This is a genomic window from Serratia sp. G204Y (assembly GCF_051172435.1).
Taxonomy (GTDB): domain Bacteria; phylum Pseudomonadota; class Gammaproteobacteria; order Enterobacterales; family Enterobacteriaceae; genus Serratia; species Serratia sarumanii.
Map to the genome: position 1 here is coordinate 1,990,738 of NZ_JBPIZA010000001.1, position 25,780 is coordinate 2,016,517.

General features: G+C 58.2%; 20 protein-coding genes. 7 read left to right on the top strand and 13 right to left on the bottom strand.

The features are described 5' to 3' along the window. The first annotated feature begins 204 nt into the window (after positions 1-204). The 5 genes from ACSBQQ_RS09770 to ACSBQQ_RS09790 all read left to right on the top strand — a co-directional run bounded on the left by ACSBQQ_RS09770 (position 205) and on the right by ACSBQQ_RS09790 (position 7,843). Entirely contained in the window at positions 205-1,905 is a 1,701-nt protein-coding gene (locus tag ACSBQQ_RS09770) for a GGDEF domain-containing protein (RefSeq protein ID WP_033646589.1), read from the top strand. Between the two features lie 255 nt (positions 1,906-2,160). Then, positions 2,161-3,366: a nicotinate phosphoribosyltransferase gene (pncB, locus tag ACSBQQ_RS09775; RefSeq protein WP_033646591.1), complete on the top strand. Its 1,206-nt coding sequence runs from the start codon at positions 2,161-2,163 to the stop codon at positions 3,364-3,366. A gap of 212 nt (positions 3,367-3,578) precedes the next feature. After that, positions 3,579-4,979, top strand: coding sequence for an asparagine--tRNA ligase (gene asnS / locus ACSBQQ_RS09780; protein ID WP_033637870.1), 1,401 nt, complete (start codon positions 3,579-3,581; stop codon positions 4,977-4,979). A 301-nt stretch (positions 4,980-5,280) separates the two neighbouring features. Continuing rightward, positions 5,281-6,408, top strand: coding sequence for a porin OmpC (ompC, locus tag ACSBQQ_RS09785; protein WP_039566689.1), 1,128 nt, complete (start codon positions 5,281-5,283; stop codon positions 6,406-6,408). Between the two features lie 244 nt (positions 6,409-6,652). After that, on the top strand, positions 6,653-7,843 hold the full coding sequence (locus ACSBQQ_RS09790) for an amino acid aminotransferase (protein WP_039566691.1): 1,191 nt from the start codon (positions 6,653-6,655) through the stop codon (positions 7,841-7,843). A gap of 76 nt (positions 7,844-7,919) precedes the next feature. Here the strand turns inward: ACSBQQ_RS09790 and ACSBQQ_RS09795 are convergent, their stop codons facing one another. The 7 genes from ACSBQQ_RS09795 to cmoM all read right to left on the bottom strand — a co-directional run bounded on the left by ACSBQQ_RS09795 (position 7,920) and on the right by cmoM (position 18,649). Next, the gene (locus tag ACSBQQ_RS09795; protein ID WP_033646596.1) at positions 7,920-8,567 is read right to left on the bottom strand and encodes an MBL fold metallo-hydrolase; all 648 of its coding nucleotides are present in this window, start codon (positions 8,565-8,567) and stop codon (positions 7,920-7,922) included. Positions 8,568-8,631: 64 nt separating this feature from the next. Beyond that, the gene (locus ACSBQQ_RS09800; protein WP_033637866.1) at positions 8,632-9,180 is read right to left on the bottom strand and encodes a YcbK family protein; all 549 of its coding nucleotides are present in this window, start codon (positions 9,178-9,180) and stop codon (positions 8,632-8,634) included. A 180-nt stretch (positions 9,181-9,360) separates the two neighbouring features. Next, a complete protein-coding gene (gene ldtD, locus ACSBQQ_RS09805) occupies positions 9,361-11,169 on the bottom strand; it encodes a L,D-transpeptidase (RefSeq protein WP_071883794.1) in 1,809 nt (602 codons plus the stop codon). A 221-nt stretch (positions 11,170-11,390) separates the two neighbouring features. Beyond that, the gene (gene mukB, locus ACSBQQ_RS09810; RefSeq protein WP_060428382.1) at positions 11,391-15,839 is read right to left on the bottom strand and encodes a chromosome partition protein MukB; all 4,449 of its coding nucleotides are present in this window, start codon (positions 15,837-15,839) and stop codon (positions 11,391-11,393) included. Continuing rightward, positions 15,836-16,564, bottom strand: coding sequence for a chromosome partition protein MukE (gene mukE, locus ACSBQQ_RS09815; protein WP_033637863.1), 729 nt, complete (start codon positions 16,562-16,564; stop codon positions 15,836-15,838). The genes mukB and mukE overlap by 4 nt, the downstream gene beginning before the upstream one ends. Further along, on the bottom strand, positions 16,545-17,867 hold the full coding sequence (gene mukF, locus ACSBQQ_RS09820) for a chromosome partition protein MukF (protein WP_004928228.1): 1,323 nt from the start codon (positions 17,865-17,867) through the stop codon (positions 16,545-16,547). Before mukF ends, mukE begins: the two co-directional genes overlap by 20 nt. Continuing rightward, positions 17,864-18,649 (bottom strand): tRNA uridine 5-oxyacetic acid(34) methyltransferase CmoM, encoded by a 786-nt coding sequence (gene cmoM, locus ACSBQQ_RS09825; RefSeq protein ID WP_033646604.1) that lies wholly within the window; start codon positions 18,647-18,649, stop codon positions 17,864-17,866. The genes mukF and cmoM overlap by 4 nt, the downstream gene beginning before the upstream one ends. 152 nt (positions 18,650-18,801) lie before the next feature. On the opposite strand from cmoM, the gene elyC reads away from it, so the two are divergent. Further along, complete coding sequence (elyC, locus tag ACSBQQ_RS09830; RefSeq protein WP_060428380.1) at positions 18,802-19,575, top strand: envelope biogenesis factor ElyC; 774 nt, start codon at positions 18,802-18,804, stop codon at positions 19,573-19,575. A gap of 7 nt (positions 19,576-19,582) precedes the next feature. On the opposite strand, the gene ACSBQQ_RS09835 is transcribed toward elyC, so the two are convergent. The 6 genes from ACSBQQ_RS09835 to cspE all read right to left on the bottom strand — a co-directional run bounded on the left by ACSBQQ_RS09835 (position 19,583) and on the right by cspE (position 23,847). After that, the gene (locus ACSBQQ_RS09835) at positions 19,583-20,479 is read right to left on the bottom strand and encodes a YcbJ family phosphotransferase (RefSeq protein WP_033654240.1); all 897 of its coding nucleotides are present in this window, start codon (positions 20,477-20,479) and stop codon (positions 19,583-19,585) included. Between the two features lie 150 nt (positions 20,480-20,629). Beyond that, positions 20,630-21,379 (bottom strand): 3-deoxy-manno-octulosonate cytidylyltransferase, encoded by a 750-nt coding sequence (gene kdsB / locus ACSBQQ_RS09840; protein WP_004928235.1) that lies wholly within the window; start codon positions 21,377-21,379, stop codon positions 20,630-20,632. Then, positions 21,376-21,558, bottom strand: coding sequence for a Trm112 family protein (locus ACSBQQ_RS09845; RefSeq protein ID WP_004928237.1), 183 nt, complete (start codon positions 21,556-21,558; stop codon positions 21,376-21,378). The genes kdsB and ACSBQQ_RS09845 overlap by 4 nt, the downstream gene beginning before the upstream one ends. Positions 21,559-21,854: 296 nt before the next feature. Continuing rightward, positions 21,855-23,081: a winged helix-turn-helix domain-containing protein gene (locus tag ACSBQQ_RS09850; protein ID WP_043147155.1), complete on the bottom strand. Its 1,227-nt coding sequence runs from the start codon at positions 23,079-23,081 to the stop codon at positions 21,855-21,857. 113 nt (positions 23,082-23,194) lie between these two features. Continuing rightward, positions 23,195-23,416 (bottom strand): cold-shock protein, encoded by a 222-nt coding sequence (locus ACSBQQ_RS09855; RefSeq protein ID WP_004928241.1) that lies wholly within the window; start codon positions 23,414-23,416, stop codon positions 23,195-23,197. A gap of 221 nt (positions 23,417-23,637) precedes the next feature. Beyond that, entirely contained in the window at positions 23,638-23,847 is a 210-nt protein-coding gene (gene cspE, locus ACSBQQ_RS09860) for a transcription antiterminator/RNA stability regulator CspE (protein ID WP_019454537.1), read from the bottom strand. A gap of 525 nt (positions 23,848-24,372) precedes the next feature. Here cspE and hglS point away from each other — a divergent pair. Then, positions 24,373-25,779: a 2-oxoadipate dioxygenase/decarboxylase HglS gene (gene hglS, locus ACSBQQ_RS09865; protein WP_060428378.1), complete on the top strand. Its 1,407-nt coding sequence runs from the start codon at positions 24,373-24,375 to the stop codon at positions 25,777-25,779. Position 25,780: the final 1 nt, after the last annotated feature.

A 25,780-nucleotide genomic window follows, 5' to 3' on the forward strand; every position in this document is an offset into this window, starting at 1 on the left:
GCCCAGAGCCGCCGGGCGACCACGAGAGAGAAATCAGAGGCAAATCATAAATCGCCCGCCAGGCGATAGCGCAGGTGACCAATGGCTAAATAAAAATCAGCATTTAATGCTAAAAAACCGCCACCGGAGGGCGCCGGCATAGTTGAGGCGACGCAGGCGGCATGGTGGTATAATTGCGGCATCAGGATCAGGATGACTCGCACTATGAAAATTAAATACGCAATCTATTTTTTTACCCTGTGCCTGATGACTTCCTTCTCTCTGTTCATCGTCGATGAGCTGCTCGAAGCCCATACCGACTACCGCGATAACCAACTCAATCTGTACAAAATTGATCGCGCCAAAGAAATCTCCGAAGCCTTTCAGGCTGCCTTGCAGGCGCACCGCCTCAAACGCTTGAGCCTGATCGATCCGCAAATCACCCGAGCACAATGTTTGGCCGCCGATCGGGCGGCGCGCGAAAGAATTACCCGCATCCGCGAACATCTGGACGATGAGGTCGCCAGACAGCTCGGGGTTCGGCAAAAAATCGCCGCGCTGTCGATGATCAGCCTGATGGAACAGCTGCTGGATAATGACAACCTGCAGCTTTCGCAGGTCAATAACACCAACGCCAATCTGTTCAACATCAACAGCGCCTATTACATCTCGCAAACCAGTAAGAGCTATTACCGCTACACCTACGATACCCGGATGGTGGATACCGACTCTTTTATGTTTCTCGAGGCCATCCGCCTTAATAACCGGCTGAATATGTCACTGACGGAATTGAGCGATCAGATTATCGACGTCAACGTCAGACCGCTCATTCGCAAAGACGCCTACCTGAAGTCCATTCAGCTGACCGGCGTACTGAACGCGCTGAGCACCCGATTGATCTTCATGAAGATCAACTACGACGATGGACAAATCACCAACATCGTCAATGCATTGCTCGCCCAGGTTTCCGCTGAGCGCCTCCAACAGATTACCCATGGGCTGTACACCGCTATCGATACCCATCAGCCCTACCCCACCGCGCTTATTTCGCGCTATGTCGACGATGTGAGCGGGCTGTCGCAGGCGCTGTATCAACGCAGCTTCGAACTGGAAACCCTCGCGTCGCGTCACAAGATTTACGACAGCCAGACGACCATTTACGGCATGATTGCACTCGCCGGCCTGGTGGTGTTGCTGTTCATTTTGCCGGCGCTGGTGTTCTGCACCAGCATCAACCGCTGGCTGACCAAGACCCACAACAATATCGTGCGGCTGTCGCGCGGCGAGATAAATATCGATCGCAACGACGCCTTCTACAGCCAGGAATTGATCGCCATCAGCGACGCCATTCAGCAGCTCAGGCAATACCAGTTGGACAAGGTCTCGCTGGAAAGTGAGAAACAACTGCTGATTAAAGAGCTCGAGGCCTCTTCTTTCCTCGATCCGCTCACCAATATTTACAACCGCCGTAAATTCTTCCTTGAATGTCAGCTGCTGGGCGACGGCAGCTACCCGCAAGCCTTTTGCCTGATCGACATCGACAACTTCAAACAGCTCAACGACAGCTATGGCCACGACGTGGGCGACCGGGCGCTGGTGGCATTCAGCCACCTGCTGCAACGCGCGTTCCGCGCCAGCGACATCTTCTGCCGCTACGGCGGCGAAGAGTTCGCGGTGCTGCTGGGCAACTGTTCGTTGGACAACGCGCGGGACATCATGGAGCAATTGCGCGCCCGCACTCATCGCCTGACGCTAAATCTGGCCGATGGACGGCAAGTGCGTTTCACCACCAGCTGCGGCATTGCGCCGGTCAACGCATTCACCGCGCTGCAAGCGGCGATCAAACAGGCGGACGAAGCGCTCTATTTTTGCAAAAAGAACGGCAAGGATCGGGTCAACGTGCATACCCAGGCCGGCTATATCTGATTCGCTGTTTAAAATAATTAACATTATAATTTTTATGACTAATTAGGCTAAGTCATTCACCTTACAGGCATATCTGGCTTTTTTTCCTCCCCGCCGCTATCAGGCCGCCATAAAGGCACGTTTAATCCTCGACCCGCTTTGGTGATTTATGGTGTGATGCAGCTTCAATAACAGGATAATCCGGGTATACTCCACCCCCACTTTTATGATTATCCGGATTTGGACACGCGCCTGACGAGGATGCTGTAACGCGCTATGACTCAATACGCTTCCCCGATTTTGACATCACTGCTTGATACCGATGCTTATAAGCTTCATATGCAGCAAGCAGTGTTCCATCGCTATCCCGCGATCAGCGTGGCGGCGGAATTCCGCTGCCGCGGCGACGAACTGCTGGGCGAATATGCCGACGAGATCCGCGCGCAGGTGGCGTTGATGAGCCGGCTGGCGCTGACCGACGCCGAATTCGCTTATCTTTCGGGTCTGCCCTTCTTCCGTCAGGATTACCTGAGCTGGCTGCGAACGTTCCGCTACGATCCGCAGCAGGTCACCATAGACAACCGCGACGGCAAGCTGCAAATCCGCATCGCCGGCCCCTGGCGTGAAGTGATCATGTGGGAAGTGCCGTTGCTGGCGGTGATCAGCGAAGTGGTGCACCGTCGGCGCTCTCCGTTGGCGACGCCGGAACAGGCAGTGGCGCATCTGCAAACCAAGCTGGCTCAGTTCAAGACGCTGGCGGGCGATCTGGATCTTTCGCGCTTCAAGCTGATGGACTTCGGCACCCGTCGCCGTTTCTCTCAAGGCGTGCAACAGGCCATCGTCAGCACCTTGCAGACCGAATTCCCGTACCTGTCGGGCACCAGCAATTACGATCTGGCGCATCAGCTCGGCCTGGCGCCGGTCGGCACTCAGGCGCATGAGTGGTTCCAGGCGCATCAGCAAATAAGCCCGGTGCTGGCCAACAGCCAGCGCGCCGCCTTGCAAGCCTGGTTGGATGAATACCCGGATCAGCTTGGCATCGCGCTCACCGACTGTATCACCATGGATGCCTTCCTGCGCGACTTCGGCCCGCAGTTCGCCGAACGTTATCAGGGGCTGCGCCACGATTCTGGCGATCCCGTCGAGTGGGGTGAAAAGGCCATTGCCCATTATCAAAAGCTGGGCATCGATCCGATGAGCAAAACGCTGGTGTTCTCGGACAACCTGGATCTGGAAAAAGCGCTGGCGCTCTATCGCCATTTCTACCAGCGCATCAATCTCGGCTTCGGCATCGGCACGCGCCTGACCTGCGATATTCCCGGCGTCAAACCGCTGAATATCGTGATCAAGCTGGTCGAGTGCAAAGGCAAGCCGGTGGCCAAGCTCTCCGACAGCCCCGGCAAAACCATTTGCCAGGATCAGGCGTTCGTCAGGGCTCTGCGCAAGGCCTTCGATCTGCCGCTGGTGAAGAAAGCCAGCTGAGCCTTCTATATATAGAGAGAAAGCCGGCCCGGTTCAGGCGCCGGCTTTTTTGTTTTATCCCGACCGCCCTCTTTTCAGCCAGCCACGATAAATGTTGCGCCAATCCGATGATTTCTGCTTGTGCTCTGCACCGCGGCAAGTAACATAGCCATTACCCCCATATTCTTGGGTTGTAAGCTATTTCTAAACCAAATTATTAAAGAGAGAAATCTATGAGCGTAGTGCCTGTAGTCGACGTACTGCAAGGTCGTGCTGCGGTTGACAGTGAAGTCACCGTACGCGGCTGGGTACGTACCCGGAGAGATTCAAAAGCTGGTATCTCCTTCCTGGCCGTCTATGACGGTTCCTGCTTTGATCCGTTACAGGCCGTCGTTAATAATTCTCTGCCGAATTATCAGGATGAAGTGCTGCACCTGACCACCGGTTGCTCAGTTGAAGTTACCGGCAAGGTCGTCGCCTCACCGGGCGAAGGCCAGAGCTTTGAGCTGCAGGCCACCGCGATCAACGTGGTCGGCTGGGTCGACGATCCGGATACTTACCCAATGGCGGCCAAACGCCACAGCATCGAATACCTGCGCGAAGTGGCCCACCTGCGCCCGCGCACCAATCTGATCGGCGCCGTGGCGCGCGTGCGTCATACCCTGGCGCAGGCGATCCACCGCTTCTTCCATGAAAATGGTTATTTCTGGGTGTCCACCCCGCTGATCACCGCCTCCGACACCGAAGGCGCCGGCGAAATGTTCCGCGTGTCCACGCTGGATCTGGAAAACCTGCCGCGCACCGACAAGGGCGCCGTCGATTTCAGCCAGGACTTCTTCGGTAAGGAAGCCTTCCTCACCGTTTCCGGCCAGCTGAACGGCGAAACTTACGCCTGTGCGCTGTCCAAGGTATACACCTTCGGCCCAACCTTCCGTGCCGAAAACTCCAACACCAGCCGCCACCTGGCGGAGTTCTGGATGATCGAGCCGGAAGTGGCCTTCGCGACGCTGGACGATGTCGCCGGCCTGGCCGAAAGCATGCTGAAGTATGTGTTCCAGGCGGTGCTGGATGAACGTGCAGACGATCTGAAATTCTTCGCCGAACGCGTGGATAAAGACGCAATCTCTCGTCTGGAGCGCTTCGTCTCTTCCGATTTCGCCCAGGTGGACTACACCGACGCCATTGAGATCCTGCTGGCCTCTGGCCAAACCTTCGAAAACCCGGTTTCCTGGGGCATCGATCTCTCTTCCGAACATGAACGTTATCTGGCGGAGAAACACTTCCAGGCGCCGGTGGTGGTGAAGAACTACCCGAAAGACATCAAAGCGTTCTATATGCGCATGAACGAAGACGGTAAAACCGTCGCGGCCATGGACGTGCTGGCGCCGGGCATCGGTGAAATCATCGGCGGTTCGCAGCGTGAAGAACGCCTCGACATGCTCGATCAACGTCTGGAAGAGATGGGCCTGAATAAAGAAGACTACTGGTGGTATCGCGATCTGCGTCGTTACGGCACCGTGCCGCATTCCGGTTTCGGCCTGGGTTTTGAACGTTTAATCGCCTATGTCACCGGCGTGCAAAACGTGCGCGATGTGATCCCGTTCCCACGCACACCACGTAACGCAAGCTTCTAATTCATACGATCAAACGTTTTTTAAACGATTTCGTTACAAAACAAAGGCCAGCCTCGCTGGCCTTTCGCATTTTTTAATATTGACGCACATCACAAAGTTCCCGAAAAATTACATTTGGTTACACATACTTTCCTTTTGCAACCTGATTGGGACATTGGTATCATTTTCGTCCTAGATTAACCCGCCTGTGAATGGAACACTGCGTTCAGACACAGGACGACACCAATCTATCAACAATAGTTCCCAAAGAATTATTGGCGGCAGTGGCAAAGGTGTCCGAATAACACCAATGAGGGTAATAATGATGAAGCGCAACATTCTTGCAGTGGTTATCCCGGCTCTGTTGGCTGCTGGTGCAGCAAACGCAGCTGAAATCTACAACAAAGACGGCAACAAGCTGGATCTGTACGGCAAAGTTGACGGTCTGCACTACTTCTCCGACGACAAAGGCAATGACGGCGATCAGACCTATGTTCGTTTCGGCTTCAAAGGTGAAACCCAGATTACTGACCAACTGACCGGTTACGGCCAGTGGGAATACAACGTTCAGTCCAACCACGCCGAATCTCAGGGCACCGAAGGCACCAAAACCCGTCTGGGCTTCGCCGGTCTGAAATTCGCTGACTACGGCTCCTTCGACTACGGCCGTAACTACGGCGTACTGTACGACGTGGAAGGCTGGACCGATATGCTGCCAGAGTTCGGTGGCGATACTTACACCTACTCCGACAACTTCATGACCGGCCGTACCAACGGCGTTGCGACCTATCGTAACAACAACTTCTTCGGTCTGGTTGACGGTCTGAACTTCGCTCTGCAATACCAGGGCAAAAACCAGAACGACGGTCGTAACGTTAAGAAACAAAACGGCGACGGCTGGGGTATCTCCTCTACTTATGACATCGGCGAAGGCGTAAGCTTCGGCGCTGCATACGCTTCTTCCAACCGTACCGACGACCAGAAACTGCGTTCCAACGAGCGTGGCGACAAGGCTGACGCATGGACCGTGGGCGCGAAATACGATGCCAACAACGTTTACCTGGCGGCGATGTACGCAGAAACCCGTAACATGACTCCGTTCGGCGGCGGTAACTTCGGTGCAGGCTGTGCAGCTACCGATGACAAGTGCGGTGGCTTCGCGAGCAAAACTCAGAACTTCGAAGTCACTGCTCAGTACCAGTTCGACTTCGGTCTGCGTCCAGAAGTGTCTTACCTGCAGTCTAAAGGCAAGAACCTGAACGTCCCAGGCGTAAGCTCTGACCAGGATCTGGTTAAATATGTTTCTGTTGGTACCACTTACTACTTCAACAAAAACATGTCCACCTACGTTGATTACAAAATCAACCTGCTGGATGACAACGAGTTCACCAAAGCAACCGGCACCGCTACCGACGATATCGTAGCCGTTGGTCTGGTGTACCAGTTCTAAGTTGTCTCGCTTAACGGCGGTTTACCGTCGGCTAAGTTAAAAAACAGGGCTTCGGCCCTGTTTTTATTTGTGTCTCCCGGTAACGTTTTATCCTGCAGATTTCCCCTTCCCCATCATTTTTTCTGTCGAATCCTTCCCGTTCACAAGATCGCGGTGTTTTTATCGCAAACGGTTGGCAAAGCCGATAACTGGCGCTACCCTGATGCTTCTGTCTGCTTAACTCCGAGATTTGGAAGCACCTGACATGTTTGAAAAAATCACCGCCGCACCCGCCGACCCGATCCTGGGCCTGACCGACATTTTCCGCGCCGACGCCCGCCCGAATAAAATCAATTTAGGGATTGGCGTTTATAAAGACGAAACTGGCAAAACGCCGGTGCTGACCAGCGTAAAAAAAGCTGAACAGTATCTGCTGGAAAACGAGACCACCAAAAACTATCTCGGCATTGAAGGCATCCCGGCGTTCGCCAGCTGCACGCAAGAGCTGCTGTTCGGCAAAGAGAGCCCGATCGTTACCGCGCGGCGCGCGCGTACCGCACAGACGCCCGGCGGCACCGGCGGCCTGCGCGTGGCGGCAGACTTTATCGCCAACCAGACCAGCGCCAAGCGCATCTGGATCAGCAACCCAAGCTGGCCAAACCACAAGAACGTCTTTAGCGCCGTGGGCCTGGAAGTGCTGGAGTACGCCTACTACGACGCCGCCAACCACGCGTTGGACTTTGACGGCCTGCTGAACAGCCTGAAACAGGCGCAGGCCGGTGATGTGGTGCTGTTCCACGGCTGCTGCCATAACCCGACCGGTATCGATCCAACGGCGGAACAGTGGGCACAGCTGGCTGAGCTTTCCGTCGCCAATGGCTGGCTGCCGCTGTTCGATTTCGCCTACCAGGGCTTCGCCAACGGTCTGGAAGAAGATGCGCAGGGCCTGCGTATTTTCGCCGCCAAACATCAAGAGCTGATCGTTGCCAGCTCCTACTCGAAAAACTTCGGCCTGTACAATGAGCGCGTCGGCGCTTGCACCCTTGTGGCTGCCGATGCCGAAACCGCCGATCGCGCCTTCAGCCAGGTGAAAGCGGCCATTCGCGCCAACTACTCCAACCCGCCGTCACACGGCGCGGCGGTTGTCGCCACCATTCTGGGCAACGATGCGCTGCGCGCGATGTGGGAGCAGGAACTGACCGACATGCGCCAGCGTATTCACCGCATGCGTCAGCTGTTCGTGAACACCCTGCAGGAGAAAGGCGCGCAGCAGGACTTCAGCTTCATCATCCAACAGAACGGCATGTTCTCGTTCAGCGGCCTGACCAAAGAACAGGTGCTGCGTCTGCGCGAAGAGTTCGGCGTCTACGCCGTGAACTCGGGCCGGGTGAACGTGGCCGGCATGACGCCGGACAACATGGCGCCGCTGTGTGAAGCCATCGTCGCCGTGCTCTAAAGGCATCGACGCAGGTCATAAATCGTAAAAAAGGGCGCTCTATGCGCCCTTGATTATTTCTGCCGGGAAATAATCGTTACCACACCGCCGGCTCTTCGCGCAGGAACGGGTTGGTCTGGCGCTCGTGGCCGAAGGTCGACATCGGGCCGTGGCCGGGAATAAAGCGCATGTCGTCGCCCAACGGCAGCAGTTTGGTGCGAATAGAGGCGATCAGCGCCTGATGGTCACCGCGCGGGAAGTCGCTGCGCCCCACGCCGCCGTTAAACAGCACGTCGCCCACCAGCGCCAAACGCGCCTGCTCATTGATAAAGACGATGTGGCCCGGCGTGTGCCCAGGGCAATGCAACACCTTGAGCGTCATCTCGCCCACCTGCATCTCATCGCCTTCCGACAGCCAGCGGGTCGGCGTCAGCGGCGCGCACTCTTCCAGCCCAAACATCCGGCTCTGCGCCGGCAAACCGTCCAGCCAAAACGCGTCTTCTTTATCCGGGCCATAGATTGGCACCTGATAATGGTCCGCCAGCTCCGCCGCCGCGCCGACATGATCCAAATGGCCGTGCGTCAGCAAAATCTGGGTGACCGTCACCCCCTGCCGCGCGACTTCCGCTTTGATTTTTTCCGCTTCACCGCCGGGATCGACCAACGCCGCCTGCTGCGTGTTTTCACACCAAATCAGACTGCAGTTCTGGCTAAAGGCGGTAACGGGAATAAGATGGTATTTCATAAGGCTCCAATGACAATAACGCCGCTTCCGCAAGGGGCGGCGTTATTCACTGACGGCACAGCGATTACCAGGTCCGAACCGGGCCGGTATCGATGTGTACGAAGTTGCTACGTGGGTAATATCCTACACCACCGGCGCGCATTTTTAACGCCGCTTTGCGGATATTGCTCAATTGGATACCTTCGATGTGGAAATCCATCGCCTGGCCTTTGGTGTGGTAGCTGTGCTTGGCCACGCCGCGGCTATGCGCACGCAGTTCGTTGTTGGTGTCTACGGAACGGTATCCAGAGATCAGCTGCACCGGCTTGCTGGTGCCCAGCAGCCCCTGCAGACGATAGAGGTGATCAAACAAGCGGGGATCGATCGATTTAACCTTGTTGGCGCGATAATCGCGGAACAGATGATTTAGCCGCACCAACTCTTCTTTATTGTAACCTTTGCCGTCAAAGAACTCGGCTTTAATAGATTCACCGGTATTCAGGTTATTCAACACTAAAATACGCGGTCGAGCGGTGGAAATACTGGCAAACGCCTGCCCTGGAAGCAGCGCTATGCCCATAGCGGCGCCACCTAGCGCCAGCCATTTACGGCGGTGATGATCAATTTTGTCCATGACTCTGTTAAACCCGGCAAGAATGTCAAAATAAATGCACAAAGCAGCGCACTGTCCGAACCATAACCGCCTGCGTATGCTGAGTCAACCCGCGATACGCCTAGGTTTACAGGCCCCCGGCTACGAGGGCCTGCGGTATAGCCAAACATTCTGACCGTTATTTATTTATAATTACTGCATTTACTGCATTAATTTTTTGGCCTGAGCCAAAATTTGTGCGCCCGATCGCACCGTATTATCATAATTGTAAATATCTGTACGGAATTGCGGTTGGCCGTCATCCGAAACCCAGGCGGTCAGATAATACAGTTTTACGGGAATACGCTGGCGAATATTCACATAAGTGGTATTCCCTTCTTTCAGCGTGGAAGACACGCGGCTGTTGTTCCAGCCGGCGTCCTGCAGCAGCATATTCGCCAAATCGGAAGCCTTGTTCACCCGCACGCAGCCGGAGCTGAGCGCGCGGATGTCTTTCTGGAACAGGCTGTGGTTCGGGGTATCGTGCAGGTAGATGGCGTCCGAGCTCGGCATATTGAACTTGAAGCGCCCCAGCGAGTTGGTCGCGCCCGGCGCCTGACGCACGCGATACGGGAAGTTGCGCGCAGAGACCATGCTCCAGTCGATCATCGCCGGGTTGATCACTTCCGCATCGTTGCTCCAGCCCGACAGCACGGTATAGCCGTGTTTCTGGAAGTAGTTACCGTCACGCATCGCCTTCGGCACGATGTCCTCACGCACCAGGGTAGTCGGCACGTTCCACGGCGGGTTGACCACCACGTTGTTCAACGCGCTGCTCATCAGCGGCGTCTTGCGGCTCGGCCGCCCGACGATAACGCGGGAAGACAGCACCTCATTGCCGTTCTGGTAGTAGGTCAGCGAGTAGTTGGGAATGTTCACCATGATGCCGGTGCCGACATGCCCCGGCAGGATCCGCAGGCGCTGGATATTCAGCGCCAGCAGCGCGGCGCGGGTTTTCGGTGACACGTTGAGCCACTCGCGGGTGCGCACGCCGATCACGCCATCCGCCGTCAGCCCTTGCCATTTCTGGAAGCGCTTGACGCCCTCCACCAGTTCGTCGGTATAGAGGTTATCGCTCACCACGCTGCCAATCTGCGGCGGCGTCTGTTCCGCGGTCAGCTCCGTCACCGGCGCTGCCGATGGGCTGACCGTCACGCGGCTTTTCTCTTCGTCTACCGTCAGCCCGCCGTCGTCGGGCTCATTGATCTTCGCCGAAACCACCGCCGGTTCCGGCTCCGCTTCCGGCGCCGCGGCGGCGAGCATACCGGTGCGCGTCAGGATCTCACGCAGCGCCGGAATATCATTGCTCATCTGGCCTGGGCGCAGGCTCGGGCCGCTGCCCACCTGCGGCCAGGGACGATTATCCGCCAGCATGTCGCGCAGCGCCTGATGCATCTTGGCGTATTGCGGATGCTGCGGCGCGAGCGAATTCACGTAGCTCAGAGTACGCGCCTGGCGCACCGCCAGCTGCCATTGGTTGATCACCGCGGTGGGCGGCAAGCCAAGCTTGTAGGGAATATTGCTGTACAGCCAGTTGTTGCCGTTGGCACCGATGGCGGAGACGAACTGCAAATAGCCCAGCATCGCATCGGACAGCACCGCATCGCGGCCCGCTTCACTGAGCGCCGGATCGGTCAACATCTTCACCCATTGGGTGAACTGCGGCTGCACGCCGGACATCGCCAGCTCGGCCAGCTGCTGCTGAAATTGCTGAACGGCTTCGCGATCCTGCCACATCGGCTGCATGTGATTCGCCGCATACAGCGGCGCCAGCGTGGACAGGTAGTGCAAATCCATGCCGCGCGGCAACGCGGCCAGCAGTTCAGAACGGCTCTGCGCAACGGACATGCCTGCTGATGCCACCGGCAACGCCGGGACGGTGGCCGATGCGGAAAACGACGACACAAGACTACAGGCGATAGCGCCACTCAGCGCCAAACGTCGTAGAAAGTTTCCCTTTTTAAGCAACATCCCTTGCCCCCTGTATGCTCACAAAAAAAAACGTCAAAAACTGCATATAGTTTCAGTATACAAACAGAAAGGCCGTTTCGCCCTGCGGGCGCCGAATAACTGTTTATGTGATTAAACTAACCGCTTTTCAACGGATAAAAAAGCAGGACTATCATCCACGCGCACAAAAAAATAGCCACCCTGCGGCGGCTATTTTCGGATTTTTAGGGCGTTTTTCTGCCTTACGGCGTTTCAACCGGCGCAGTGCCCAGCGCCGGTGGCTCGCCGGCGAAACCGCGTAGCCCCACCACGTGCACATGCTCGTGGTTCTGGAACACCTTACGCACCAGTTTATAGGTGGTGCCCTTCTCCGGGCTGATGTTTTCCGGCGCCGCGATGATCAGCTGCATCTCCAGACGGTCGCACAGCTCAAACAGCGTAGCGATCGACTTGGCATCCAGACGCGCCGCTTCATCGAGGAACAGCAGGCGGCACGGCGAGATGTCTTTGCCGCGCAGGCGACGGGATTCTTCTTCCCAGCTCTGCACCACCATCACCAGGATTGACATCCCGGTACCGATGGCTTCACCGGTAGACAACGCGCCGCTTTCCGCACGCAGCCAGCCGTCGGAGCCACGGTATACCTCCACTTCCATCTCCAGGTAGTTGCGGTAGTCCAGCAACTCCTCGCCGATGGTCTGCGGCGTGCGCTGCCCCATGTCGATCTGCGGATTCAGGCGTTGATACAGTTTGGCCAACGCTTCGGAGAAGGTCAGGCGGTTGCTGTTGAACAGATCCTGATGCTGTTCCTGCTGCTCGGAGAGCACGTCCAGCAGAGTGGCGTGCGCTTCGCGCACATTGACGTTCAGCCGCACGCTCTTCACCTGGCCGAAGGCAACGGCCTGCAGCCCCTGGTTCAGCATGCGAATGCGGTTCTGTTCGCGCTGAATGGTTTTGCGAATGATGTTGGCCACGCTTTTCGAACTGATCGCCAGCTTCTGCTCGCGCGCGGTCAGCTCTTCGGTCAGACGGCCCAGCTCGATTTCCATCTGTTCGATGGCCTCGACCGGATCGTCGGTGCGGATGATGTCCTGACGGATGCGTTCGCGCAGGTGCTGGTACACCGCGATATAGAACTGAATCTTACGCTCCGGCCGCTTCGGATCTTCCGACAGGCGCAGCACGTCGCGCAGATGTTCGTTATCCGCCACCGCCAGACGCAGCGCGCCGAGCGCCTTATCCGACATCGAGCGCAGCTCGTCGCCATCCATATACGCCAGCTCGCGGCGGTGCAGGCGGCGTTCCACGCCGTTGTCTTTCACCAGGCGCATCACCGCGCACCAGCCCGCCTTGGCGGTCACCACCTGCTCGCGCAGCTGATGATAATCGCGTTCCAGCTTGCGCAGTTTCTTCTGCAGGCCGTCCATTTCGGCTTCGCAGAAGGTCAGCTGTTTCTCCAGCTGATTGCGGCGAGCGCGGTTGTTGCTCAGCGCCGCATGCAGTTCGTCGCGACGCGCGCGGGCGCGCGCTTCGGCATTGGCGTCGGCCTGCACGCCGATGTCCACCAGCTCCTGGCTCAGCTCTTTCAGCATGTCGCGCTTGGCGTCGTACGAACTTTTCAGCGAAGCCAGCACCTGACTGTACTGGGTGAACTGGGTTTGATACTGGCGCAGTTGCTCACGGGCGCGGGCGCGTTCGGCTTCCGCCTGCTCCAGACGCTGGCGCAGCTTGTCGTTGAGATCGTTGTTGGCGTTCTGCATGCCGGCGGAGTCGGTATAGCTGAAGTGCGCGCGACGCTGCACCACTTCAGTGAGCGCGAACGCCTGCTGTTTCGCCTGACGCTGCACGCTTTGCGCCTGCGCGTAATCCTGCTGCAGCTGTTCATGCTGCTGCGGATCGCTCTGCAGCACCGACAGCAGCGGCTCCAGCTTGGCCAGCGACACGCCGTGCTGCTGAATATGACGCGCGGCGTCCTGCGCTTCTTCCAGCTCTTCGCGCATCTCGTCGACGCGGTCCTGCAACGTTTCATCGTTCAGCAACGACACCAGCGGCATCAGGCGGTTGAGCGCGGAAATACCCTCTTTGGCCTGATCGTACTGCTGACGCTGCTGCTGGTTCTGCGCTTCGTGATTGTTCAGTGCGCGTTCGATTTCGCCACGGCGGGCGTTCAGGCTGCGGATCTCCGCTTCTGGGTCGGCGTCGAACGCCACCGCCAGATGGGTACCGATAAAGCGGCTGAAAGCCTGGTGCGAACGTTGGGTTTTCTGCACGTCGAACGACAGCGTGGCATAGCGCTCCGCCAGCGTTTCACGCTCGGCATGCAGCACTTCCAGGCGGTTTTCGCGCGCCGCACGGCCGAACAGCGGCACTTCCGGGTAGCGGGAATAACGCCACTGGCGATCGGCGATTTTCACCACCACCGCTTTTTCCTGCTCTTCGACGGCGAATACGCTGTCATCGAACGACTGCGGATCCCCTTCGATCAGGTAAAGATCTTCCGGGCAATCTTCCAGCCCTTCCAGCATCTCGCGCACCAGCGACAGATCCGGCACCACGATGGCGTGGCGCGAAGGGCCGTACAGCGCCGAAAAGTAAGGCGCGTCGTCGATGGTGACGTCATCGTAGATTTCCGACAGCAGCACACCGCCGAAACGTTCGGCCAGCGTGACCAGGCGCTGATCTTCCGCGCCGCCCGGCTGGCTGAGACGTTCGATCTGCGCTTCCACTTCACGTTTGCGGGCCGCCACTTCGTCGCGCTCGACGGTGGTTTCACGCTCGCGTTCCAGCAGCTGCTGCATGTATTCGGTCACCTGCTGGCTGTTTTCCAGCGGCTCTCCGCTCTGATCGCTGAGCTGGCTCAGAGCGTCCTGCGCCGCCAGCCACACCGGCGCGCGCGCCGTCAGCTCACGGATGCGCTGCTGGATCTGCTCCAGCTCCTGGCGCATCTCCATGCGGCGCTCGCCAGCTTCGCTGACGTTCTGCGACAGCGCTTCCAGGCGCTCTTCCAGCTCCTGCTGCAGCATGTCAAGATCGTCCGGCTGGTACTCTTGGCCATGGCGTTTGCAAAACTCTTGCAGCAGGCGCTCGGCGTCCTGCTGCGAGCGCAGGCGCTGTTCCAGTTCGCTTAGGCGCAGGCGCAGCGGCTGAACGCGCTCGGCGAGGTGCTGCTGCGAAGGCCAGTCGCGCAGCAATTCGCGCGCGCACTGCCAGGCTTCGCTGCGGCTGACCTGGCCGGCGATTTTACCCACCAACTGATAGGCCTGTTCGAACTGGCCGTGCGCGGCGTCGGCCACGCTCAGCTTCTGTTCCAGCATCAGCAGCGCTTCGGTCGCCTCCTGCTCGCGGGCCTGGAAGGTATCCAGCCACTGTTCGGCGTTATCGGCGGTCAGATCCGGCAGTTGGCACAGCGCGCGTGCGCGCTCCAGCGCCTGCAGCGCCTGCTGATACTGAATGGCACGGGTCTGCTGCACGTCGAGCGCCTGCTGGTAGTCGGCCAGCTGGCTCTTCAGCTCATCCACTTCCAGCTCGGCCGCTTCGGCGCGCGCTTCATTTTCGGCCTGTTGCTCGCTCGCCTCGGCCACCACTTCGTTCTGCTCTTCCAGACGGTAGGTCAGCTCTTCCAGATCGGCTTCATAGCGCTCGATCTTCTCCTGCTGACGCATCGCCGTCTGCACCAGATTCAGGTGGTCGCTGGCGGCCTGGTAATCGGTTTCCAGATCGGATTCGGCACCGCTCTGTTCGCTCAGCTCGCGCGCCATTTCCACATGGCGATACTGTTCGGCGGCCAGCTGCTTGCGGCTGCCCAACAGATCGCTGCGCAGCGCCAGCGCGCCGTCCAGATGGATGCGGCGTTCGTTGGCGTGGCGCATATAGTCCGCCGCCACATAGGAAGTGGCCTCGGAGATCAAATGCTTGAACAGATCGCGATCCGACTGGGTGACGCGGATCGCTTCCAGCGTCATGCGGTTTTCGCGCAGCGCCGCTTCCATATCCTGGAACGCCTTGCGCACGCCGCTGTTTTCCGGCAGCAGGTAATCGCGCAGCGAGCGGGTGATAGCGCTGGAAATACCGCCGTACAGCGACGCTTCAATCAGACGGTAGAATTTGCTGCGATCGGCGGACGAACGCAGGCGTTTCGGGATCACGCCCAGATCGAACATCAGCGAGTGGTAATCGGTGATGGAGTTGAACTGCTTGAACTGCACGCCCTCCATCTCTTCCACGCGATCCTTCAGTTCCTGCAACGACAGCACGCGCGCCTGGCGCTCACCCACGGTCTGGGTCAGCAGCTCGGTCGGCTGCACCGCGGTCGGCAGGCCCTGAATGGTGAATGGTTTGATGTCGACCTTGCGATCGCGCCCCGCTACCTGCTGCAGACGCACGCCGACCACCACGCGCTGGTGGCGCGAGTTGACGACGTCGAGGGTGGAGTAGCACACGCCGGCGCGCAGCTTGCCGTGCAGGCCTTTATCGCGCGAACCGCTGGTGGCGCCCGCTTCGGTGGTGTTACGGAAGTGCAGCAGCGTCAGATCGGGGATCAGTGCGGTGACGAAAGCCGCCATGGTGGTGGATTTCCCTGCCCCGTTACCGCCGGACAGCGTGGTCACCAGCTCATCCAGATCAAAGGTGCGGGCAAAGAAGCCGTTCCAGTTAACCAGCGTCAGCGAGCGAAATTTACCGCGTTCAATCATTCCTGTTCATCCTCTGCACCGTCAGGAGCGTTATCAACCTGCTGATCCTCAGCCTCATTCTCATCGTTCAGCGACAGGCTGGTTTCAACCGGCATCGCCTCGCCGTCGCGAATCATGCGCAGCTGCGCTTCACGCGGATCGTCGCCGCTGCGCACGTCGGCGCCGAAGCGGAACACCGCCTCGGTAATGCGGAACTTGCTGCTGTCATTGCCCATGAAGTAGACCATGCCAAGGCGGCGCAGGCGGTTCAGCGAGGTGCGCACCTTTTCGTGCAGCTTCTGCCGATCGAGATCCGAACCGGTGGAGCGCTGATTAACGAACTTCAGCAGCTTGTTCTCATCGGCCAGGCTCAGCAGCTCGTCGTACAGCTCCTGATGGCTGAAAATGCCTTCGTGCGCCAGGCGCTCGGGGCTGAGGTACAGGTAGCACAAGATCTTACCCACCATCATATCCAGCTCGGACAGCACCGAGCGCGGGATCAGCGTGGTAGAGCGCGGGCGCAAATAGAAGAAACCTTCCGGCGCCCGAATCAGCTCGACGCTGTAACGGGTGTAAAATTCTTCCAGCTCATCCTGGAAATCCATTAAAAAGGCATGGTTGTCCAGCTCATCGATACCGATGTGACGACCCGCGCGCAGTTGGCTGTCCAGCGCCGGGAACAGCGAGTTGGACAGTGCCTTGGCCAGCTTGACTGGCATTACTTGTTCAATATTTGTCGATGACATGGGCCTGGACCTTGGCTCCGTAATCATTGATTGCCTGCCATTCCGCCGGCAACCCTGAGAAATCTGCTTCAGCCACACCGAGGCGCACTGCCTGGTCGACCACTAAACGTGCCACGTCGAAATGACGCGCACGCGGATATTGCGCCAGATAATCGCGCATCACCGCTGCAAGGTTGAGCGGCATCTGCTGTTCCTGATACACCTTCAGCGCCTCTTCGATCATCGCCGCCAGCTGTTCGCGAATTTCGCTGAACTCTTCGAACTCCAGATCCGGCGGCAGTTCCCCGGTCACTTCCTCGCTGCGCAACGCCAGTTCTTCGTCGCGCATATCCAGCAGACGATCGGCATTGGCATGGGTCAGCGCCCACGGGTGGTCGAAATAGGTTTGCACCGACTGGCGCAGGCGTTGGGCGAACACGCGGTTTTTATCCATATCGATAGCGGTACGGATAAATTTATGCACGTGGCGATCGTAGCCGATCCACAGGTCAATCGCCTGCTGGCCCCAGCTGATGATGCGATCCAGCTTGCTTTGCAGATCGAACACCAGCTTGTCGACGAAGCCCAGCTCCACGTTGCCGAGGGTGGCGTCCTGGATGCGCAGCAGGTTGGCCTGCAGCTTGTCGCCCGCCGCATCCAGCGTATCCTGCAGCTCGCGCAGGGTGCCCGAGGTTTCCGACAGCAGCATTTCACAGCTGGAGATCGCCGCCCGCCAGTCTTTGCTCAGCAGCGCCGCGATGTCGTTTTTCACGCTCTGCTGCTGCTCGTCCATCACGCGTTGGGTCATGTCGATACTGTCGAAGATTTCCGCCACCGAATATTTCAACGGCGCGAACACGTTGCGGTGCCAATGGAAATCGTCGCCGCCCTCGTCGGCGGCGTCGGCGGCGCGCTTGAGCTCCTGCGCCACGATCGACAGCTGCATCGACAGACGCAGCGTGGAGAATTCGCGTTGGCGAATATAGTAATCGGTAATGCCGATGCCCAGCGGCGTGAGGCGGTAAATCGCGTTACCGTCCGCCAGTTCGCTGGTAAAGCGGTTCAACAGGCGCTGGCGCACCATGTCGTTGATCGCATTGTTGGCGCGCATCGCCACCGTTTCATGCGTCTGTTCAAAACCCTTGCTGACATGGCGAAATGCATCAACCAGCTCACCTTCGCTCATCTCGCCGTCCAGCCGTTCGCCGTTCAGGGTGGCGATGGCGAGCAAAAATGCGAGACGCTCAGTAGGGAGCGAAATAGAGAAATCATTTTTCCGTGCCCAGGCGACCAGTTCGGGTACTGTCTGGGAAAATTCACTCATAGTTCGTCCTTCAGGTTTGGTTTATGCGCCATGACGTGAATATAGCGCCCCAAACTCACGTACGGCTCCTGCCGGCAATAGTGCTGTTCAAGCGCCAGTAACTCTTCAAATTTTTGTGTTTGCAGCTGTCTGCTCTGCAGATAGTCGTGGAACACCCGCACCCCGGTTTTGCCGCTGATGCGCATGCCCAGCTGTTCCAGCCAACCGTAGACCAATAGCGGATCGTGCGGATATTGCGGCGACAGCGAACGCTTGCGGCGCCGCCTGACCTCGGGATCCACCAGTTGGAAATTACCCAACACCACGTTGCGCATCAAGAGGCCGTTGGCGTTGAAGAACATCAGCGACAGCGCACCGCCCGGCGTCAGGCAGTCATACAACGCCCGCAGCGCCGCTTCGGGCTCGGCGATCCATTCAAGCACTGCATGAAACAATATCAGATCAACCGGCTGTTCCAAATGTTGAGCGATATCCTGCGCAGAACTTTGTACGAATTGCATGTTCTGGCTCACACCTTTCTGCTCCGCCAGCTGCGCGGCGCGCTGGATCATCTCACCAGAAAGATCGCACAACAACACCTGATGTCCTAATTCTGCCAGTTGGCAGGCCATATGGCCTTCACCGCCCCCGGCGTCGAGGATGCGCAGCGGCCGCTGCGGCAACTGCGCCAGCAGCCCGGTCAGATCCTGCCAAACCACCGCCTGGCGAATTTTTCCTTTCGTGGTGCCGTAAATATTACGCGCAAATTTTTCAGCAATATCGTCAAAATTGCGATCCTGCATGGACAACGGCTCCGCTGATCTCATTCTTGTCGGCGGCAAAGCGCACGCCCATTCAAACCTGCTATTTTGGCACAGACTGGCTTAGAATGTATCTTCTTGCGGCCCGTTTATGCCTGGATGCCGCTTTTTCACCCAAAAGGATCTGATTTTCGATGCTGTTCAACCTGAAAAAGTTCTTTGGCGCCATGCTGATGCCGCTGCCGCTGTTGATGCTGCTGATGGGGCTGGCGCTGCTGCTGCTGTGGTTCACCCGCTGGCAAAAAAGCGGTAAGACGATTTTCACGCTGAGCTGGCTGTTTTTACTGCTTTTCAGCCTGCAACCGGTGGCCGACCGGCTGCTGCGGCCGATCGAAGCCGAATACCAGACTTATCGCGGCAACGATCCGGTCAACTACATCGTGGTATTGGGCGGGGGCTATACCTACAATCCCGATTGGGCGCCCAGCTCGAACCTGCTCGGCAACAGTCTGCCGCGCGTGACGGAAGGCGTGCGGCTTTATCTTGCGCATCCCGGCGCCAGGATGGTGTTTACCGGCGCGTCCGCCGGACGCATGCAAAGCAACGCCGCCACGGCGGCGCTGGTGGCCGAAAGCCTGGGCGTGCCGCGCAGCGATATGGTGATCCTGAGGGAACCGCGCGATACCGAGCAAGAAGCCGCTCAGGTCGCCAAGTTGGTCGGCGAGCAACCCTTCATTCTGGTCACCTCCGCCAACCATCTGCCGCGCGCCATGCGTTTCTTCAAGGCCAAGGGCCTGCACCCGATCCCGGCGCCGGCCAACCAGTTGGCGATCGACTCGCCGCTGAATATCTGGGATCGCGCCACGCCGTCGTCAATGTTCCTCGGCCATACCGAGCGCGCCTGGTATGAAACGCTGGGCAGCCTGTGGCAATGGCTGAAAGGCGCGGACCGCGCCGGCGCCGAGTAAGACCCGTTCAACCGGCCAGCCAGGGCAGCAGCTGTTGCGACGCATAGTCGAACGGCCGCCGCTCCAGCTTGCCGGTATGGATCAAACGCCCCACCGCTTCCCACACCACGTACAGCCAGCGCCGCGCCAGAAAAGCGTCGGCGACCGGCGCCCGCCGCAGATAGCTGAACAGCAGTTGGCTGGGCATACCCGCCTCGCACAGGCGGAAAAGATCGTATTCGCGTGGCGCCCACAGCACCACGCCGGGATTGAGCATCGCCAGCAGTTGATCGCTTTTGGGATCTTTCAGCATGCTGCGCAGCGACAGGTTGCCGTGCACCAGAACGCAAGGATCGTCGAAGCCGACGAAAAAATGGGTCAGCGCTTCGCGCGTGCGGTACAGCAAACGGCGATCCGCCATGGTCAGCTGCGGGGTGGTGAGATTGACCACCGTCGCCCACAGCACTTCGACCCGCTGTTGATACCAGCAAAACCAGTCGTTCTCCTGCGTGCTGTCAACGCTGCCGACGCTGCCGTGGCTGTCGATGCGGTGCCAGGCCAATATCCCGTCAACGATCTGCTCCATCAGCATATTCCAGCGATCCGGCGAACGCGTCGGCGCTTCAGCCGACACGCCGCGCAGGCGCTCGATCAGCAGGATTTCCTTGTACGGCGCCTGGTGGGTACACACCACGCCGTACACCGTAGGCAGGCGAATATCCCCGTCGCGCGCCAGCATTGACAGCTTGTACGCCTCCTGCTGGGCGATACCCTGACAGATAAAGCTTTTCGCCATCAGCGGGATCGCGTTGCCCTGCCGATCGTACAGCGAATACATATGCGCATAAGGCTGCTCGCTCACCCGCTCCAGCCGGCTGATGGACTCACCCAGCACAATGCTCAGTTCGGCGCGTAACTGCTCCATAAGGCATTCACCTCAGGCTAATAGGGGGGATGCGTAACATCATCGAACGGTGAGCGGAAAAATTCTTCAACGCAGATCAACAAAACGGGGATCAATAATGGAGGGTATTACATCGTCGGCGCGTTGCGCGCCGCGCCGACGAACTCAGGCTCAGGGTTGAATGCTGTCGCGCACGCGCTGGAGATCTTCCGGCGTATCGACTCCCACGCTCGGGATCGCTTTCGCGACCGCCACGTGGATTTTTTCACCGTACCACAGCACCCGCAGCTGTTCCAACAGCTCGATCTGCTCCAGTTGGCTCGGCGCCCAGCTGACGTAGCGGCGCACGAAGCCGGCGCGATAGGCGTAGATGCCGATATGACGCAGCAGGCTGTCGCCGATGCTCTCTTTCGACGCGGCGAAACGCTCGCGATCCCACGGAATGGTGGCGCGAGAGAAATAGAGCGCGTAGCCCTGCGCGTCCATCACGACCTTCACCGCGTTGGGGTTGAAAGCCTCTTCGGCGCTCTCGATCGGCACTGCCAGCGTCGCCATGCCGGCCTGGCTGCCTGCCAGGTTCTCAGCCACCTGACGCACGATCACCGGCGGGATCAGCGGTTCGTCGCCCTGCACGTTAACGATGATCTGATCGTCGGCAAAGCCGTAGTGCGCGATCACTTCCGCCAGACGCTCGGTGCCGGAATGGTGATCCGGGCTGGTCATGCACACTTCGCCGCCGGCGGCTTCCACCGCTTTGGCGACTTCAGGGTGATCGGTCGCCACGATGACGCGGCTGGCGCCGGACTCGCGGGCGCGCTCCATCACGTGCACCACCATCGGCTTGCCGTGAATATCGGCCAGCGGTTTGCCCGGCAAACGGGTTGAGGCGTAGCGGGCGGGAATAATAGCGATAAAACTCATGCGTGCTTCTCATCCAGCGACAGCGCACGCGCTTCATTTTCCAACAGCACCGGAATGCCGTCGCGCAGCGGGTAAGCCAACCCGTCCGCTTTGCACACCAGTTCCTGGTTTTCTTTATTGAAATAGAGTTTGCCGTTGCATACCGGGCAGGCAACGATTTCGAGTAAACGGTGGTCCATGCATCCTCCGCTAGGGGATTGGTCATCTGGGAAAGGCAGTGAGGATAGCATAACGCCCGGCCTCAGGTTAATCACCGGCGGCGCCAACCCAGCGATATTTCCTCAGCGCGCCGGCGCAACAGCTTGAACTGCGGCGCATCCCGGCGTAGAATTTTGTGATACAAATCACAAAAAGGCCGTAATACGTGATCAAACGTCTGCATAAAATCATCGCTCTGTTCGCTAACTTCAGCCACTGAGCCCCTTTGTAACGAGCGGCGCTGAACTTCGTTTTACCCCACCGACGGCGTCGCTCGTTATCCCACTTCCCAGCCGGCACCCCATTCAGCGGCCAACGCCGCCGGAATGTCGCCCAGCGCGACGCGTTGCGCGCCGTGCCATTTGGCCATACGCGCGATGGCCTGCCGAATATCCTGGGCCCGCCGTTTGCCGAAGCGCACCCGCGGCTCCGCATGAAAGCTGATGATCTCGAACACCCCCTGGCGGCGGTGCGCCTTGGCGTCAATGCGCCCCACCAGTTCACCCCGATGCAGCACCGGCAAGGTGAAGTAGCCATAGCGGCGTTTTTCCTTCGGCGTATAGCACTCCAGCCGATAGTCAAAGTTGAATAGCTCGAGCGCCCGGCGGCGATCCCAAACCACCGGATCAAACGGCGACAGCAGGCTGGTGACCGTCGATTTTAGCTTGCCCTGTTCCGCCAGCGGCAGCAGTTCCGTCAGTGAGCCATGCACATAGAACTGCCCTTCCAGCCCCTCTACCCGCACCGGCGAAATCTCCCCCTGATCCTGCAGCTCTGCCAGCAAAGTTTTTGGCGCCACGCGTTTCAGCCGATAGTAATCCGCCAACCATTCGGCGCGGAAAATGCCCAGATAGCGGCAGGTGCGATGCAACATTTGCTGGCGCGCCCGCTCCGCAGGCAGCGCATGACGCGCATCGTCCCAGGCCGGCAGCAGCCTTTCGGTCAGATCGTAAACCCGGTGGAAGTTGCGACGTTCGGCCACCATCAGCTTGCCGGCGGTAAACAGGATCTCCAGATGCCGTTTCTCCGGTTTCCAGTCCCACCATCCGCTGTTGCCTTTCTTCTCGGCGCTGAAATCGGCGGAGCGCACCGGCCCCTGTTGTTCGATGTGCCGCAGCAGGTTGTCCATTGCCGCCTGGTGCTGCTGCACCCAGTCGGCGGAATATTTCCAGCCCATATCATGCGGCGCCAGCATGCGATGCCGCAGCAGACCAAAATCCTCGATCGGCAGGAAACAGGCTTCGTGCGCCCAATACTCGAACAGCTTGCGGCCGGCGAGCGCCTGCTCCAGCCATTCCGGTTGATAGGCCCCCAAACGGCTGAACAGCACCAGATACGGGCTGCGGGCGACGACGCTAATGGTATCGATTTGTAACAGCCCCATGCGCTGGATCGCGTTCACGACGTCGTCGGGCCGAGCTTGGCGTTTAAGCGGAGAAAGCAGTCCCTGGGCGGCAAGGTGCAGCGCGCGAGCGGCGGTAAGGGAAATTATCGGGGTGGTCATCCTGATATCCGTGGCAAGTAGGCAATGGCCTGATAATAGTGGATATCGAGGGATTTATCTTCGCCAGTGCATGCGGGTGGCGACACCGGCACTGGCGAGGAAGGTGGATGCGATCAGAACGCGATAACGTCTGCCGCGGACAGCCCATGTGAGCTGCGATAGATCGAGAACTCGACGTTCTGACCTTCGTTCAACGACTTATTTTTGGTGTTGGCGATAGCGTTGCGATTGACATAGATTTCGTCGCTGCCATCTACCGGTGAAATAAAACCATAGCCTTCGGCCTGATTAAACCATTTCACGCGGCCCATTTTTAACACAGTATTTTTAAACATAACTTATATCCTTTTACTTGAGCATCCTTGACAACGTCATTTTTTATATTGTCTGGACGCTACCAGCCCATCCTAAAGTTTTTCGTAACAAACCTCTCGTGAGCAAAAAATAAAAAACCCGCACTAAGGCGGGCTTGTTGAACTTAATATCTTCCGCATGACTCAGCGCTGACGCATCACCATGGTTGTATTAAGATCTCTTATACGCGTTCCCTGTATTCTTACAGAGCAACTACGTTGGCGGCAGCCGGCCCGCGCGGGCTGTCCTGGATGGTGTACTCGACGCGCTGGCCTTCAGCCAGGGTCTTGAAACCGTCGGTCATGATTGCGGAGAAGTGTACGAATACATCTTTGCCGCCGTCGTTCTGCTCAATGAAACCAAAACCTTTGCTTTCGTTGAACCACTTAACCTGACCAGTCTTCTTAGACATTACATTTACCTTTAAATATATTTACAAAACCTGCCATAAGAGGCAATTGGGGCCGTTTCAGAAACATTACTTATGGGAGGTACTTAGAAGGTTCGTCTTTGAAGCGGAATCGGATGATAACGTTTTTGGAGGAACTGCTTAACTCTAAACTCGAACATAAATAGGTCTGGATTACAGGCCGACTTGCATTTACTCATAAAACTGGTGAATGCACAAGAGGTTTATTGCCTTAAATTCATAAATAAGCCGAATTTATTTTTATCTCCCTGAATATGCATGACTTAATTTAATGGTCGCCGCGGCCGAACCACCGCGTCTCTCCGCTCGCCAGGGCATCTTTTGCCCGTCTGTGCGCTGCAAATGAGAGCTGACGCATAAAACTCTAATATGCTTGCCACGTCTATAACAAATCCCAAACCAGATAGCTAAACTTGAGGGGAAAACAAGGCAGACGGCTTTTTCGCCAGCACTTTTGCCGCTAAAAACACGATTTTTCAGATTATGCTGAATCAAGGAGCTATGCGCATGACCGCCCAGCAGTTCGTTTCACCTAATGAAATCCGCGCCAGATTCTCTCACGCGATGTCGGACATGTATCAAAAGGAGGTGCCGCTGTACGGCGATCTGCTGGAGCTGGTGGCGGAAACCAACCGACAGGTTCTGCGCGAAGATGCCGCACTGGCTCATCAACTGCAAATTACCGGCGAGATAGAACGCCTGGCGATGGAGCGCCACGGCGCCATCCGGGTCGGCACCGCGGACGAGCTGGCCACCCTGCGCCGCCTGTTCCGGGTGATGGGCATGGCGCCGGTCGGTTACTATGACCTGTCGGTGGCGGGCGTTCCGGTGCACTCCACCGCTTTTCGCGCCGTACACGAAGACGCGCTGCAGATCAGCCCTTTCCGCGTGTTCACCTCCCTGCTGCGCCTGGAACTGATAGAAGATCCCGCGCTGCGTGCGCTGGCCGAGCGCTTGCTGGCGCGCCGCCGCATCTTTACCGATCGCGCGCTGGAGCTGATCGCGCTGCAGGAAGCGCAAGGCGGGCTGAATGAAGTGCAGGCGCAAGAATTTGTCGAACAAGCGCTGGAAACCTTCCGCTGGCACAACCAGGCGACGGTCAGCGCCGAAGAATACCGGCAGCTGCACGATCAGCATCGCCTGATCGCCGACGTGGTGGCGTTTAAAGGGCCGCATATCAACCATCTGACACCGCGCACGCTGGATATCGATCGTGTTCAGCAGGCGATGCCCGGCCGCGGCATTACGCCCAAGGCGGTCATCGAGGGCCCGCCGCGCCGTCGTCGCGCGATCCTGCTGCGCCAAACCAGCTTCAAGGCGTTGGAAGAACGCGTCGATTTCGTTGAGCATGACGGCCGTGCCGTCGCCGGCCACCATACCGCGCGCTTCGGCGAGATCGAACAGCGCGGTGTGGCGCTGACGACGAAAGGACGAGAACTCTACGACCGTCTGCTGCAGGCCACCAACGATGCGCTGCAGGGGCCGCCGAGCGAGAAGAATACCGAGCGCTACTATCAACTGCTGGAGGAAAACTTCCGGGCGTTTCCGGATGATTACGCCACGCTGCGCGAGCAACAGCTGGCCTGGTTCCGCTATTTCCCGACCGAATGCGGCCTGGCGGCCAAAGAGTCGCTGGATAAGCACAGCACTCTGGAGCAACTGATCGAGAAAGAACACGTTCGCTTCCAGCCGCTGGTGTATGAAGATTTTCTGCCGGTCAGCGCCGCGGGGATTTTCCAGTCGAATCTGGGGGACAGCCGCCACGCGCAGTACAACGCCGCTTCCAGCCGGGCAGCGTTTGAACAAGCGTTGGGCAGTGAGGTGATCGACGAGCTGGCGCTATATCAGCAAACCCAGCAGCGTTCGCTGGAAGCCTGCGCGCAAGCCCTGGGGCTTGCCACGCTGACATCCTGAG